Here is a 14,757-nt window from a genome sequence, read left to right as displayed (position 1 = left end):
CGCGCCCGCCCGGCCCCCCCCCGTCTGTGCCGGCCGATCGGTGGTGGCGCCGATCAGCCGACGACGGCCCGAGCCGCGCGCATGCGGTCCAGGGTGCGCTCGCGTCCGAGCAACTCCATCGACTCGTAGAGCGGCGGGCTGATGTGCGAGCCCGTGACGGCCACCCGCACGGGCGCGAACGCCTTGCGCGGCTTGAGTCCGAGATCGTCGATGAGGGCCGTTTTGAGGGCCTCCTCGATCGCCTCGGTGGACCAGTCGCCCAGACCGTCCAACGCGGTGAGCGCGGCGTCGAGGACCGGTGCCGCCTCCTCCTTGAGGTTCTTCGCGGCAGCCGCCTCGTCCAGAACGAAGTCCGATTCGTCGACGAAGAGGAACTTCAGCAGATCCCACGCGTCGGAGAGCACCACGATGCGCGTCTGGACGAGATCGGCGGCCTTCCTGAACACCGTGTCGTCCACGTCGGCCGCGAGATGACCGTGCTCGACGAGGAACGACTTCAGACGGTTCGAGAAGTCCGCCGGCTCGAGCATCCGGATGTGCTCGGCATTGATCGCGTCGGCCTTCTTCTGGTCGAACCGCGCCGGGTTCGAATTGACCTTGCCGATATCGAAGGCCGCGACCATCTCGTCGAGAGAGAAGATGTCGCGGTCGTCGGCCAGTCCCCAGCCGAGCAGCGCGAGGTAGTTCAGCAATCCCTCCGGGATGAAACCGCGGTCGCGATGGAGGAAGAGGTTGGACTCGGGATCGCGCTTGGAGAGCTTCTTGTTTCCCTGGCCCATGACGAACGGAAGGTGCCCGAACTCGGGCGTGAAGTCGGCTACCCCGATGCGCTGCAGCGCGGCGTACAGGGCGAGCTGACGAGGCGTGGACGACAACAGGTCTTCGCCGCGCAGAACGTGGGTGATCTTCATGAGCGCGTCGTCCACGGGATTGACGAGCGTGTACAGCGGGATGCCGTTACCGCGGGTGAGCGCGAAATCGGGAACGCTGCCTGCCTTGAACGTCGTCTCACCGCGGACGAGATCGTGCCATGTGAGGTCCTCGTCGGGCATCCGCAGCCGCACGACAGCCTTGCGTCCCTCGTCGAGGAAAGCCTGCCGCTGCTCGGGTGTCAGGTCGCGATCGTAATTGTCGTAGCCGAGCTTGGGGTCGCGTCCCGCCGCCTTGTGGCGCTCCTCGACTTCCTCCGCGGTCGAGAACGACTCGTAGGCCTCGCCGGCCTCGAGCAGTTTCTCCACGACGCCGATGTGGAGTCCACGACGCTCCGACTGGCGGTACGGCTTGTACGGTCCGCCGACCTCCGGGCCCTCGTCCCATTCGAGGCCCAGCCAGCGCAACGCGTCGAGGATCGCCTGGTACGACTCCTCGCTGTCCCGGGCAGCGTCGGTGTCTTCGATGCGGAACACGAACGTGCCGCCGTGGTGACGCGCGAAGGCCCAGTTGAACAGGGCGGTACGCACGAGACCCACGTGCGGGGTTCCGGTCGGGGACGGACAGAAACGGACACGTACTTCGCTGCTGGTCATGACTCGCTCAGGGTTGAGGATCGACGGGGAGACCCTCCCAGGCTATCCCCTGACCGCCGCCCGGGAAGCGGAGACCGCCCGGTCAGGCACCCTTGGCGACGACCGGATTGGTCAGTGTTCCGATCTTCTCGACGGTGACGGAAACGGTGTCGCCCGGGACGATCGGTCCGACGCCCTCGGGGGTGCCGGTGAGAATGACGTCGCCCGGAAGCAGGGTCATGACCGCCGACACCCATTCGATGAGCTTCGGAATGTCGTGGACCATCAGAGAAGTCCGGCTCCGCTGACGCTGCTGCCCGTCGACCTCCGCCGTGATCTCGAGATCCGAGGGGTCGAGGTCGGTCTCGATCCACGGCCCCAGCGGGCAGAACGTGTCGTGCCCCTTGGCTCGCGTCCACTGTCCGTCGGCCGCCTGGTGGTCGCGGGCCGAGACGTCGTTCGCGACGGTGTATCCGAGGATCGCCTCACGCGCCTTCGCCGCCGGTACGTCCTTGCACGGCCTGCCGATCACGACGGCCAGCTCGGCCTCGTGGTGCACGACAGAAGCATTGCGAGGAATGACGATCGGGGCACCCGGCCCGACGATCGAGGTGTTCGGCTTGAGGAAGATCACCGGCTCCTCGGGTACCTCGTTCCCCGATTCCGCGGCGTGCGCAGCGTAATTGCGGCCGACGGCAATCACCTTGCTGGCGAGGATGGGAGCGAGCAACCGGACATCGGCGAGCGGCCAGCTACGCCCGGTGAAGGTGGGTGTACCGAAGGGATGCTCGGCGATCTCCTTCGCGGTCGCGGAATCCCCCTCCCCCTCGATGCTGACGAAAGCGACACCGTCCGGACTGGCAATTCGACCAAGGCGCATGCGGGAAGTCTAACGGGGCGGTCGCCACCTCCGATCGACGCGGCGTCGGCCGCCGTATAAAGTGAGCCCACAATTTCAAGATACGGGATCATTATCCTAGATAGTGGGAAACGATGGACGCGGGAGAAATCGGGGCACGGCGCTGGCTCATCCTGGCCGTCGGCGTGCTGGCACAGGCGGCGCAAGCCACGATCGTCAACGGAGTGGCGTTCCTCATCCCCTCGCTCCATACCGAGGCGGGGCTGTCGCTCGCGCAGGCCGGAACCCTTGCGGGCGCACCACTGTTCGGCGGCGTCTTCACTCTCGTGATGTGGGGCGCGATCTCGGATCGATTCGGCGAGCGGTTCGCGTTGACGGCCGGACTGGGACTCGCGTCGGCGGCAACGGCCGCAGCTACGCTCACCACCTCGATTCCCGCGCTGGGCATACTGCTCGTGCTCGCCGGCGCCGGCGCCGTCAGCGCGAACGCCGCGAGCGGGCGCGTCGTCGTCGGGTGGTTCGCGCCCCGCCAACGCGGACTGGCAATGGGAATCCGTCAGATGTCGGTGCCGCTCGGCGTCGCAGCGGGAGCACTCGTCATTCCCCCTGTCGCGGCGCACCACGGCGTTGCCTGGGCACTGGCCTTTCCGGCCCTCGCCTGCGGAATCGCGGCACTCGCATGCGTGCTCGGGATCCTGGACCCGCCCCGGCCCGACCGAGCGGAGGCGCAACGCACGGGAATGCTCGCGAATCCGTACCGGAGTTCGTGGACTCTCGCGCGCATCCACGCGGCTTCGATCCTGCTGGTGGTGCCGCAGTACGTCGTGTGGACCTATTCACTCGTGTGGCTGATCACCGATCGAGCATGGGACGAAACCGGTGCCGGTCTGCTGATCACGGTGGCCCAGATCCTTGCCGCTCTCGGCCGTGTCGCCGCCGGGAGCTGGTCCGACCGGGTGGGCAGCAGACTGGGTCCGATGCGACTCGTCGCCGTATCGGTGGTCCTGGCGATGGTCGCACTGGCCGCGACATCCCTGTCCGGGTCGGTGGCAGCGGTCGTCGTCCTGCTCGTCGCCTCGGTGCTGACCTCGGCCCCGAACGGGCTGGCGTTCACGGCCGTTGCGGAGATCGCGGGGCCGTACTGGGGAGGACGAGCGCTCGGCGTCCAGAACACCGGGCAATTCGTCGCGGCGGCTGCGGTGGGGCCGGTGTTCGGCGCGCTCATCGCTGTGGTCGGGTTCCCGGCGGCATTCGCGATGGCAGCGGTCGCACCGGCAGCCGCCGCACCGGTGATTCCGAAAAGCTGACCGGCGTGCTGGTTCCGGCTACCGAGGCAACCGGAACCAGCACCGCGTCAGAGTGCTGCGGCGATACGGTCGCCGACCTCGGTCGTGACGATCGGTCCCGATCCCCGCGACGCGAGATCCGCTTCCACGGCCTGCTCCACGCGGGCGGCATCCTCGTCGCGCCCGAGATGACGCAGCAGCAACGCAGTCGACAAGATCGCCGCCGTCGGGTCCGCGATGCCCTTGCCCGCGATGTCGGGAGCCGAGCCGTGTACCGGTTCGAACATCGACGGATTCGTGCCGGAGGCGTCGATGTTGCCGCTGGCCGCCAAACCGATACCGCCGGTGACCGCACCCGCCAGGTCCGTGATGATGTCGCCGAACAGATTGTCGGTGACGATCACATCGAACCGCGACGGATCGTCGACCATGTAGATCGTCGCCGCGTCGATGTGGCAGTAGGCGGTCTCGACGTCGGGGTACTCGCGGCCCACGGTCTCGATCGCGCGGGTCCAGATCGCGCCCGCGTTCGACAGCACGTTGGTCTTGTGGATGAGCGTGAGGTGCTTACGACGGGTCTGCGCCAGCGCGAACGCGTACCGCACGACGCGCTCCGCGCCGAACCAGGTGTTGATCGACACCTCGGTGGCGATCTCGTGCGGTGTGCCGACCCGGATCGCTCCGCCGTTGCCCGTGTACGGGCCCTCGGTGCCTTCACGCACGACCACGAAGTCGATGTCGGGGTTCTTCGCCAGCGGCGACACCGAACCCGGATGCAGCCGCGAAGGACGCAGGTTCACGTGGTGGTCGAGAGCGAACCGCATGTTGAGCAACAGGCCACGCTCGAGCACGCCGGGCTTGACCGAGGGATCCCCGATGGCGCCGAGCAGGATTGCGTCGTGTTCACGGATCGCCTCGAGATCCGCGTCCGGCAGCAGTTCACCGGTGGCGTTGTATCGCTTTGCGCCGAGGTCGTATTCGGTGGTCTCGAGGTCCGGGACCAAGGCGCGCAACACCTTCAGCGCCTCGGCTGTGACCTCGACACCGATTCCGTCACCGGGGATGACTGCGAGTTTCATGGGTTGGTGCTCACTTCCTGTGCGACGGTGGCCGCGACCCTGCGGGGACCGTCGTGGGCCCCCGGCCAAGCAGGGCCCCCGGGCGCCCCGAGCCGCCCCGGAAACGATCAGGACAGGTCGACCTGCGCGACGCGTGCGTCGAGCTGCTCGACGATCTGCGCGACCTCGGCGTCACCCACGACGCGGTTCACGCGCAGGATGACGGTCGCGCCCGGGCCTTCGGCATCCTGGCTCAGTGCGGCGGCCTGGATGTCGATACCGGCGTTACCGAGAACGGTGCCGAGTGTTCCGAGGACACCCGGGCGATCCTGGTAGTGCACGATGAAGTTGTGGCCCTCGGCACGCAGGTCGAAGCTGCGTCCGTTGATGTTGACGATCTTCTCGACCTGCTGCAGGCCGGTGAGCGCACCCGCGACCTGCGTGACGTGACCGTCGGCGGCCACGGCGCGCACCTCGACGGCACTGCGGTGGGTCTGCGCCTCGCTGACCTTCTCGACCTCGACGGTCACGCCGCGCTGCTCGGCGAGCTGCGGTGCGTTGACGAAGGTGACGGGCTCGTCGCTGCTGGCCGAGAACAGGCCTCGCAGCGCAGCGAGTCCGAGGATCTCGACGTTCTCGGACGAGAGTTCGCCGCTCGCGACGACCTGGACGTTCTGGACTGCCTCGGGCGAGAGGGTGCCGGCGAGCAGGCCGAGCTTGCGGACCAGTTCCAGCCACGGCGCGACCTCTTCGCCGACCGGGCCACCGGAGACGTTCACGGCGTCCGGCACGAACTCACCGGCGAGTGCGAGCAGCACGCTCTTCGCGACGTCGGTGCCCGCCCGGTCCTGGGCCTCGGAGGTGGATGCCCCGAGGTGGGGGGTGACGACCACGTTGTCGAGATCGAACAGCGGCGAATCGGTGCACGGCTCGGAGTTGAAGACGTCGAGCCCCGCGGCGCGGACCTTGCCGGAGACGAGCGCGTCGTACAGTGCGCCTTCGTCGATGAGACCGCCGCGAGCGGCGTTGACGATGATCACACCGTCCTTGGTCTTGGCAAGACGCTCCGCGTTGAGCAGACCGGCGGTTTCCTTGGTCTTGGGCAGGTGCACGGAGATGAAGTCGGCCCGCGCGACGAGTTCGTCGATGTCGACAAGTTCGATCCCGAGCTGTGCCGCACGCGCTGCGGGCAGGTAGGGGTCGTACGCGATGATGTCGGTCTCGAACGCGGCGAGGCGCTGCGCGAAGAGCTGACCGATCCGGCCGAGGCCGACGACGCCGACGGTCTTGCCGAGGATTTCGGTGCCGTTGAAGCTCGAGCGCTTCCAGGTCTTCTCGCGCAGCGTGCGGTCGGCGGCCGGGATCTGGCGCGCGGTCGAGAGGAGCAGCGCGACAGCGTGCTCGGCGGCGGAGTGGATGTTGGACGTCGGAGCGTTGACGACCATCACGCCGCGCTCGGTGGCAGCGGCGATGTCGACGTTGTCGAGACCCACACCTGCGCGGCCGACGATCTTCAGGTTGGTCGCGGCGGCGAGAACCTCTGCGTCGACGGTCGTTGCGGACCGGACGAGCAGCGCATGCGCGTCGGGCACGGCTGCGAGCAGCGCCGGGCGGTCCGGGCCGTCCACCCAGCGCACCTCGACACCGTCACCGAGCGCATCGACGGTCGATTGCGCAAGCTTGTCGGCGATCAGGACTACTGGACGGCCATTCTGGCTCACGTGTGGACTCCCTGTGTCGTGAATGTGTGGGTGGTCGGCGGCGCCGACGCCTGTCGGAAGGCGCGCGTTCACCCGCGACCGCACACAGTTTAGTGCCCCTGCCCCCACTACGGACCCACCGGGATCGCCCACCGGGGTACACCGGAGCGGGCCGGAGTCCGCCACGAGATCTCGAGCCCGACCGATATCCGGTCGAAAGAGGTCGCGGGTACCTCAGCGTCGCCGCCGCAGATGCCTGGCGCCCGGCACCGGGCGCGGCCTCCGCCGTGCGCTCCGTCCGGTGGTTCCCGTCGGCGAAATGTCCGGACGCGCACGAATTGTCCGCTGCGTGATACCGGTGTCGTGCCGGTGCCGGAAGGCGATCACGGCGGCACGAGTCGTGGGATAGAACCGCTCCCGGTGGAAACGGTCCGCCGATTGCATGCGCAGGAGCTTGTCCCTCTCCTGACCCTCCAATGCCGCGAAAACGAATCGAATTCCGTTGTGGGACAAGTATTCGTCGAGCCGCTCGATCTCTTCGACCGATGTCGTGTCGAGATCGGTGATCGGCTGGGCGACGAGGACCACCCACTCCACCCGATCGGATCGCTCCTGTACGAGTGCGCGCACGTATCCCGTGAGAATCGAGCCGTTCGCGAAGAACAGCGGAGCGTCGAACCGTGCCAAGAGGAGACCTCTGATCCGGTGGCCTTCGGGATGGCGAGCGCTGTCGTGATATCCGGCGATTCCGGGGACTTCGACGAGTTCGGCACGGTGGGGCCGCCAGGCCTGGATCACCAACGCCATCAGCGACAGCGCGATCGCGATCAGTACGCCTCGCAGCACGCCCGCGAGGATGACAGCGACGGATGCCGCTATACACAAACCGAATTCGATCTTGGCCACCTGCCACAGATGCCTGACCTTGGCGAGTTTGAACTGCGCGCTCGCAGCGACGATGACGACGGCGCTGAGCGCAGAGCGCGGAAGGTTGCCCGTCGCGCCGGGTGCGAGCAGGAGGAAGGCAAGGACCGTCAGTGCTCCCACCACTCCGGCGAGTTGTGTGTGCGCGCCCGCGCGTTGGACGACAGGCGTGCGGCTTCCGCTACCGCACACCGGGAACCCGCCTGTGACACCGGCCGCGAGGTTCGCGACGCCGAGCGCCCGCATCTCGGAGCTTCCGTTCACGTCCTCACCGCGCTCGGACGAGAAAGCGCGGGACACGACGGAGGTGTCGGCGAAACCGATGATGGCGATCGCGACAGCGGGGCCGAGCAGGGTCGCGACGTCGCTCCACGCGAGCCCGCCGAGGGCCGGGCCCGGGAGCCCCGACGGGAGCGCGCCCACCGTCTCGAGTTTGTCGCCCAGCCCGAAAGCGGCTGTCACCCCGGTGGCCACGACGACCCCGACGAGGATGCCCGGAGCTCGTGGCCACAGCACCTGCATCACCACGATCAGGATCAGGGTAGCGCCGCCGAGGAGGAAGGCGAGCGATCCGAGCGCACCCCCGCGCACCGCGTCCGCAGCATTCCTGAGGTTCGTGAAAAGGTCGGCCGGCCGGGTATTCGCACCGAGTAGGTGCGGGACCTCGCTCGCGATCACGATCAGAGCGATAGCGTTGAGAAATCCGACCCTGATGGGGTTGGACAGCAGTTCTGTGATGAATCCGAGGCGCAGAATCCCGCTGAACAACAGCAGAATTCCGACTATCAGGGCGAGCAGACCGGCTAGCGCCACGGCGCGGGAGGGATCTCCTGCCGCGGCGAGGGGAACGACCGCCGCCGCGATCAGCGGTGCCAGGGCGGAAGACGGAACGACCACGAGGATGCGCGACGGACCGACGAGCGCGTACACCAGCATCGGCACGATCGTGGCGTACATGCCCATGTGGGCAGGCAGTCCCGCAGCTGCCGCATATCCCATTCCGGTGGGCACGAGCAGTGCGCTGACCACCAAACCCGCAGTGATGTCGGTCCGCAGCCATCCGCGCTGGTACCTGCGTGCCGTGGCGATGCCGGGAATCCGGCTGGCGGCGGCCGAGAGCGACATTGGGCAAGTATGGTCCGCCGGTGCGGTCCGCGTCCGGCGCGTGACGATATTCGTCTCGGCACGCACCGACCGCCGGGGGCCGCACCGGAACGACGGGGCGGCGGCCCCCCCCCCGGGGGGGGGGGGGCCCCCGCCCCCGGGGGTGGCGAAATGGACACGACTATGCAGTCTCGGTGATCGGACGATCGACCCAGCTCATCAGGTCGCGCAGTTGCTTGCCGACGACCTCGATGCCGTGCTCGGCGTTCTCCTTGCGGAGACCCTCGAGCTCCTTGTTGCCGTTCTCGACGTTGGCGACGAGTCGCTTGACGAAGGTGCCGTCCTGGATGTCCTTGAGGATGTCCTTCATGCGCTCCTTGGTGCCGGCGTCGATGACGCGCGGACCCGAGAGGTAGCCGCCGAACTCGGCGGTGTCGGACACCGAGTAGTTCATGCGGGCGATGCCACCCTCGTACATGAGGTCGACGATGAGCTTGAGCTCGTGGAGGCACTCGAAGTAGGCCATTTCGGGCGAGTAGCCCGCCTCGACGAGGACGTCGAAACCGGTCTTGACGAGTTCCTCGGTGCCACCGCACAGCACGGCCTGCTCGCCGAAGAGATCGGTCTCGGTCTCTTCCTTGAAGGTCGTCTTGATGACGCCTGCGCGGGTGCCGCCGATCGCCTTCGCGTAGGACAGGGCCAGGCTCTCGCCCTCACCCTTGGGATCCTGGTGGACCGCGATGAGTGCCGGGACGCCCTTGCCGTCGACGAACTGACGACGCACCAGGTGGCCGGGGCCCTTGGGGGCGACCATGCCGACGGTGACGTTCTCCGGAGCCTTGATGAGCCCGAAGTGGATGTTCAGACCGTGGCCGAAGAACAGCGCGTTGCCGTCCTCGAGGTTCGGCTCGATGTCGTTCGTGAAGATCGACGCCTGGGCGGTGTCGGGGGCGAGCAGCATGATGACGTCGGCCCATGCGGAAACCTCGGCCGGGGTACCGACGGTCAGGCCGGCCTCTTCTGCCTTGGCCCGCGACTTCGAGCCTTCCTTCAGCCCGATGCGCACGTCGACACCGGAATCACGCAGGCTCAGGGAGTGTGCGTGCCCCTGGCTGCCGTAACCGATCACAGCGACCTTGCGGCCCTGGATGATCGACAGATCGGCATTGTCGTCGTAGAAAAGCTCGACTGCCACAGTTCCTACCTCTTTCAGCAAATGGGTGTGTTCAGGCTAACGGGTGGCCGTGATGGACTTGGGACCGCGTCCGACGGCAACGACGCCGGACTGAACGATTTCTCGGATCCCGTACGGCTCGAGCATACGAAGAAGCGCATCCAGCTTGGACCGGGTGCCGGTGGCCTCGATCGTGAGCGACTCCGGCGACACGTCGATCACCTTGGCGCGGAAGAGATTCACGGTTTCGATGACCTGGGTGCGAACGCTCGCGTCCGCGCGCACCTTGATGAGCAGAAGTTCGCGGGCGACGGACGCCTCGTCCTCCTGCTCGACGATCTTGATGACGTTGACGAGCTTGTTGAGCTGCTTGGTGACCTGCTCGAGAGGAAACGCATCGACGGTGACGACGATGGTCATACGCGAGATCTCCGGAATCTCGGTGCCACCGACCGCAAGCGATTCGATGTTGAAGCCGCGCCGCGAGAACAGCGATGCGACTCGGGCCAGCACGCCCGGCTTGTCCTCGACGAGGACACTGAGGGTGTGGCTCGTGCTCACTTGGCTTCCTCCTCGGCTGCAGCCTGACGGCCGCGTGCTTGATCACGTTCGATGACCGCGTCGACGACGGTGGCGTCGTCCGCGGCAGTGTCCTCGTCGAACAAGGGACGGATGTCCCGGGCAGCCATGATCTCGTCGTTACCGGTACCGGCGGCGACCATCGGCCACACCTGGGCGTCCTTACCGACGATGAAGTCGATGACGACCGGGCGATCGTTGATCTCCTGGGCGCGACGGATCGCAGGCTCGACGTCCTCTTCCCGTTCGACCCGGATACCGACGCAACCGAGCGCCTCGGCGAGCTTCACGAAGTCCGGGATACGCAGCGAATGCGTGGACAGATCGGTGTTCGAGTACCGCTGCTCGTAGAACAGCGTCTGCCACTGGCGGACCATGCCGAGGTTGCCGTTGTTGATCAGGGCAACCTTGATCGGAACACCCTCGACGGCGCACGTCGCCAGTTCCTGGTTGGTCATCTGGAAGCAGCCGTCGCCGTCGATGGCCCACACCTCGGTGTCCGGGCGGCCCATCTTGGCGCCCATCGCAGCCGGCACCGCGTAGCCCATCGTGCCGAGTCCACCGGAGTTGAGCCACGTCCGCGGCTTCTCGTAGTCGATGAACTGCGCCGCCCACATCTGGTGCTGCCCCACGCCCGCGCAGTAGATCGCGTCCGGTCCGGCAAGCTTGCCGACAGCCTGGATCACGAACTGCGGCGACAGGGAGTCGTCGGACGGGCGGTCGTAGCTCAGCGGGTAGGTGCGACGAATGTCGTCCAGGTACGCCCACCATGCCGCGTAGTCGAGCGTGGTGTTGGTGGCGAGATGCGCGCGCATCGCCTCGATGAGCTCGACGAGAACCTCTTTGCAATCACCGACGATCGGGACGTGCGCGTGCCGGTTCTTGCCGATCTCGGCGGGATCGATGTCGGCGTGGATCACCTTCGCGTCGGGCGCGAAGGAGTCGAGCTGACCGGTGACACGGTCGTCGAAGCGGGCGCCGAGAGTGATGAGCAGGTCGCTCTTCTGCAACGCCGCCACCGCCGCGACATTGCCGTGCATGCCGGGCATGCCGCAGTGCAGCGTGTGGGTGTCGGGGAACGCACCGCGCGCCATGAGCGTCGTGACGACCGGAATCCCGGTCAGTTCGGCGAGTTCGAGCAGTTCGGCCGAAGCCTCTGCCTTGATGACGCCGCCACCGACGTAGAGCACCGGCTTACGCGAATCGGCGATCAGACGTGCCGCCTCGCGGACCTGCTTGCCGTGCGGCTTGGTGACGGGCCGGTAGCCGGGCAGGTGCATCTCCGGTGGCCAGCTGAAGGTGGTCTGGGCCTGCAGGATGTCCTTCGGGATGTCGACGAGGACCGCACCGGGTCGACCCGACGACGCGAGGTAGAACGCCTCCGCGAGCACGCGAGGGATGTCGGCGCCGTCGGTGACCAGGAAGTTGTGCTTGGTGATGGGCATCGTGATGCCGGAGATGTCGGCTTCCTGGAATGCATCCGTACCGATGAGGGGGCGCCCGACCTGCCCGGTGATCGCGACGAGCGGCACGGAGTCCATCTGCGCGTCCGCGAGCGGTGTGACGAGGTTGGTCGCGCCGGGTCCGGACGTCGCCATGCACACGCCGACCTTGCCGGTCGCCTGCGCGTATCCGGTGGCAGCGTGGCCCGCGCCCTGCTCGTGCCGGACGAGGACGTGCCGCACCCGCTTCGAATCGAAAATGGGGTCGTAGACAGGGAGGATCGCGCCGCCGGGAATGCCGAAGACCGTATCCACGTCGAGCTCTTCGAGGGCTCGGACTACCGACTGTGCGCCGGTGACGCGCTCGGGCGCGACCTGGCGTCGGGTGGCGGGCTGCGGGGGGGGGGCGGGCGGGGGGGGGGGGGGGGGGGCCCCCCCGCGCCGCCGCCCCCCCCCCCCCCCCCCCCCGGCCGATTACGAGCAACCCATTCTGATTCACGCGCTTGACGGTAGGCGCGTGGTGGGGAGACAGTCAACTTGGTGTGGTTACTGTCCCAGAATGTGAGATGCCGCGGCTGCAGTGACAAGATGTAGAGGTGTCATCTTCACAGCAGCCCGTGCCACCTCCCCCATCATCCCACATGCCGGATTCGACGACGCAGGTCATCCAGATTTCGCGCCTGTCGTTCCTCGCGTGCGGGCTTCTGTTCCTTGCGCTGGCCTCTCCCGCCCTCGCGTGGCCCGAAGCTTTCGCGTGGACCCTCGTGATCCCGTTCCTCGTCGCCGCGTGGGTGGTCCGCGTGCGCACCGTCGTCGGCCCCGACGGAGTCGTCGCTCGCTCGACCTTCTCCACCACGACGATCCCGTGGGAGTCCCTGAAGGGCATCCGCTTCCCCAAGCGCGGCTGGGCCCGCGCGACGCTCACCGACGACTCCGAGGTTCCGTTGCCGGTCGTCACCTTCGGACGCCTGCCGCAACTCGCCGAAGCCAGCGGAGGCCGCATCACCGACCCCTACGCAGCCGCCGACGACGCGCGCGCAGCCGAAGCGGCCGCTGCCGAACGCTCACCGGCGAAGGACGACACGACATCCGGCACACGCGACGAGGTGAGCGAACCCGACTCGGATACCGAGACGAAATAGCACACGAGTAAATTCGACTGTGCCGCCACCCGGAACAGGCCCCAGCCACGGCGACCGGATGCGGTCCGCCGCTTGCGCACAACCCGTCAAGGAAGTCAGCCATGCCCCCGTTGAGGTCACGCACCACCACCGTCGGACGTAATGCAGCCGGCGCGCGCTCACTGTGGCGCGCCACCGGATTGACCGATTCCGACTTCGGCAAGCCGATCGTCGCCATCGCGAACTCGTACACGCAATTCGTTCCCGGCCACGTCCACCTCAAGGATGTCGGCGAGATCGTCGCCAAGGCCGTCAAGGCAGCCGGCGGCGTGGCACGCGAGTTCCACACCATCGCGGTCGACGACGGTATCGCGATGGGCCACGGCGGAATGCTGTACTCGCTGCCGAGCCGCGAAATCATCGCGGACTCCGTGGAATACATGGTCAACGCACACACCGCCGACGCGCTGGTGTGCATCTCGAACTGCGACAAGATCACGCCGGGCATGCTCAATGCCGCGATGCGCCTGAACATCCCGACCGTGTTCGTCTCCGGTGGGCCGATGGAAGCAGGCAAGGCGGTCGTCGTCGGGGGCGTCGCACAGGCACCCACCGACCTCATCACCGCGATCTCCGCGTCGGCCAACGACGCCGTCAGCGAAGAGGGCCTCGACGAGGTCGAGCGCAGCGCGTGCCCGACGTGCGGATCGTGCTCGGGCATGTTCACCGCCAATTCGATGAACTGCCTCACCGAAGCTCTCGGCCTGGCCCTTCCGGGCAACGGCTCGACCCTGGCGACCCATGCGGCGCGCCGCGCGCTGTTCGAGCGCGCCGGCACCACCGTCGTCGAAGCGGCGCTGCGGTACTACCGCGACGGCGACGAGTCCGTGCTCCCGCGCAACATCGCCACTCCCGCCGCGTTCCGCAACGCGATGGCGCTCGACGTCGCGATGGGCGGGTCGACCAACACGGTGCTGCACACGCTTGCCGCCGCCCAGGAAGGCGAGGTCGACTTCGACCTCGACACGATCGACGCCATCAGCCGCAAGGTGCCCTGCCTGTCGAAGGTCTCCCCCAACTCCGACTACCACATGGAAGACGTGCACCGGGCCGGTGGCATCCCCGCACTGCTCGGCGAACTGCGCCGCGGTGGACTGCTCGAAACCGATGTGTCCACGGTGCACACCAAGAGCTTCGACGAGTGGCTCGACACCTGGGACATCCGCTCCGGAAAAGCATCCGACGAAGCACTCGAGTTGTTCCACGCTGCCCCGGGCGGTGTGCGCACCACCGAGCCCTTCTCCACCGACAACAGGTGGTCCTCGCTCGACACCGACGCGGCCGGCGGATGCATCCGCGACGTCGAACATGCGTACACCGTTGAAGGCGGACTCGTCGTGCTGCGCGGCAACGTCGCCCTCGACGGCGCGATCCTCAAGACCGCGGGTATCGAGGAGGACCTGTTCTCCTTCCAGGGGCCTGCGCTCGTGGTCGAATCCCAGGAGGAAGCGGTCTCGGCGATCCTGCAGAAGCGGATCAAGCCCGGCGACGTGATGGTCGTCCGCTACGAAGGCCCCAAGGGCGGACCCGGAATGCAGGAGATGCTGCATCCCACCGCCTTCCTCAAGGGCGCCGGCCTGGGCAAGGTGTGTGCACTGATCACCGACGGCCGGTTCTCCGGTGGCACGTCGGGGCTGTCGATCGGGCACATCTCCCCCGAAGCGGCCGCCGGCGGCACGATCGGTCTGGTCGAGACCGGTGACCAGATCCGCATCGACGTCGCGACCCGCACGCTCGAGGTGCTGGTGTCCGACGAGGAACTCGCCACCCGTCGCGCCAAGATGGAGGCGTCGGAGAAGCCCTGGCAGCCGGTCGATCGTCAGCGCACAGTCACCACCGCGCTGCGCGCGTATGCCGCGCTGGCCACCTCCGCCGACAAGGGCGCGGTTCGCTACGTGCCCTGATCACGGGCACGAACGAGACGACGGCGGGGGCCGCACACATG

Annotated in this window: 10 protein-coding genes and 1 pseudogene; 3 read left to right on the top strand and 8 right to left on the bottom strand. The window is 67.4% G+C overall.

Going from position 1 to position 14,757, the window contains the following annotated elements; translation table 11 throughout:
• Positions 1–53: 53 nt before the first annotated feature.
• A complete protein-coding gene (gene gltX, locus TVH25_RS17260) occupies positions 54–1,526 on the bottom strand; it encodes a glutamate--tRNA ligase (RefSeq protein ID WP_169619632.1) in 1,473 nt (490 codons plus the stop codon).
• Positions 1,527–1,608: 82 nt separating this feature from the next.
• Positions 1,609–2,385 carry a fumarylacetoacetate hydrolase family protein gene (locus TVH25_RS17255; protein WP_169619633.1) on the bottom strand — a complete coding sequence of 259 codons (777 nt, stop codon included), beginning with the start codon at positions 2,383–2,385 and terminating at the stop codon, positions 1,609–1,611.
• 113 nt (positions 2,386–2,498) lie between these two features.
• On the opposite strand from TVH25_RS17255, the gene TVH25_RS17250 reads away from it, so the two are divergent.
• Complete coding sequence (locus TVH25_RS17250) at positions 2,499–3,671, top strand: MFS transporter (RefSeq protein WP_422424959.1); 1,173 nt, start codon at positions 2,499–2,501, stop codon at positions 3,669–3,671.
• Between the two features lie 47 nt (positions 3,672–3,718).
• On the opposite strand, the gene TVH25_RS17245 is transcribed toward TVH25_RS17250, so the two are convergent.
• From TVH25_RS17245 to TVH25_RS17220, 6 genes and pseudogenes are all read right to left on the bottom strand, one after another.
• Positions 3,719–4,729, bottom strand: coding sequence for a 3-isopropylmalate dehydrogenase (locus tag TVH25_RS17245; protein WP_169619635.1), 1,011 nt, complete (start codon positions 4,727–4,729; stop codon positions 3,719–3,721).
• 107 nt (positions 4,730–4,836) lie between these two features.
• Entirely contained in the window at positions 4,837–6,429 is a 1,593-nt protein-coding gene (gene serA / locus TVH25_RS17240) for a phosphoglycerate dehydrogenase (RefSeq protein WP_169619636.1), read from the bottom strand.
• A 213-nt stretch (positions 6,430–6,642) separates the two neighbouring features.
• On the bottom strand, positions 6,643–8,457 hold the full coding sequence (locus TVH25_RS17235) for a SulP family inorganic anion transporter (protein WP_422424957.1): 1,815 nt from the start codon (positions 8,455–8,457) through the stop codon (positions 6,643–6,645).
• A 160-nt stretch (positions 8,458–8,617) separates the two neighbouring features.
• On the bottom strand, positions 8,618–9,631 hold the full coding sequence (gene ilvC / locus TVH25_RS17230) for a ketol-acid reductoisomerase (protein ID WP_169619638.1): 1,014 nt from the start codon (positions 9,629–9,631) through the stop codon (positions 8,618–8,620).
• A 36-nt stretch (positions 9,632–9,667) separates the two neighbouring features.
• Positions 9,668–10,171 (bottom strand): acetolactate synthase small subunit, encoded by a 504-nt coding sequence (ilvN, locus tag TVH25_RS17225; RefSeq protein ID WP_169619639.1) that lies wholly within the window; start codon positions 10,169–10,171, stop codon positions 9,668–9,670.
• A pseudogene (locus tag TVH25_RS17220) lies at positions 10,168–12,021 on the bottom strand (acetolactate synthase large subunit); the annotation flags it as partial. The gene ilvN and the pseudogene TVH25_RS17220, both read right to left, overlap by 4 nt.
• A 227-nt stretch (positions 12,022–12,248) precedes the next feature.
• Between TVH25_RS17220 and TVH25_RS17215 the strand changes: the two are divergent.
• Together TVH25_RS17215 and ilvD are read left to right on the top strand one after the other, a co-directional pair.
• Complete coding sequence (locus TVH25_RS17215) at positions 12,249–12,773, top strand: PH domain-containing protein (RefSeq protein ID WP_169619641.1); 525 nt, start codon at positions 12,249–12,251, stop codon at positions 12,771–12,773.
• A gap of 101 nt (positions 12,774–12,874) precedes the next feature.
• Positions 12,875–14,716, top strand: a complete 1,842-nt coding sequence (gene ilvD / locus TVH25_RS17210; protein ID WP_422424956.1) for a dihydroxy-acid dehydratase — start codon at positions 12,875–12,877, stop codon at positions 14,714–14,716.
• The last annotated feature ends 41 nt before the right edge of the window (positions 14,717–14,757 follow it).

Source organism: Rhodococcus sp. 7Tela_A2, from assembly GCF_049311045.1.
GTDB lineage: Bacteria > Actinomycetota > Actinomycetes > Mycobacteriales > Mycobacteriaceae > Rhodococcus.
The sequence above is the reverse complement of the archived record's forward strand: the minus strand, read 5'-3'. Positions and strand labels throughout refer to the sequence as shown.

Excerpts from the sequence above, each read along its gene's own strand:
- gltX (WP_169619632.1), bottom strand. The coding sequence starts at position 1,526 with ATGACCAGCAGCGAAGTACGTGTCCGTTTCTGTCCGTCCCCGACCGGA.
- TVH25_RS17255 (WP_169619633.1), bottom strand. The coding sequence starts at position 2,385 with ATGCGCCTTGGTCGAATTGCCAGTCCGGACGGTGTCGCTTTCGTCAGC.
- TVH25_RS17250 (WP_422424959.1), top strand. The coding sequence starts at position 2,499 with ATGGACGCGGGAGAAATCGGGGCACGGCGCTGGCTCATCCTGGCCGTC.
- TVH25_RS17245 (WP_169619635.1), bottom strand. The coding sequence starts at position 4,729 with ATGAAACTCGCAGTCATCCCCGGTGACGGAATCGGTGTCGAGGTCACA.
- TVH25_RS17235 (WP_422424957.1), bottom strand. The coding sequence starts at position 8,457 with ATGTCGCTCTCGGCCGCCGCCAGCCGGATTCCCGGCATCGCCACGGCA.
- ilvD (WP_422424956.1), top strand. The coding sequence starts at position 12,875 with ATGCCCCCGTTGAGGTCACGCACCACCACCGTCGGACGTAATGCAGCC.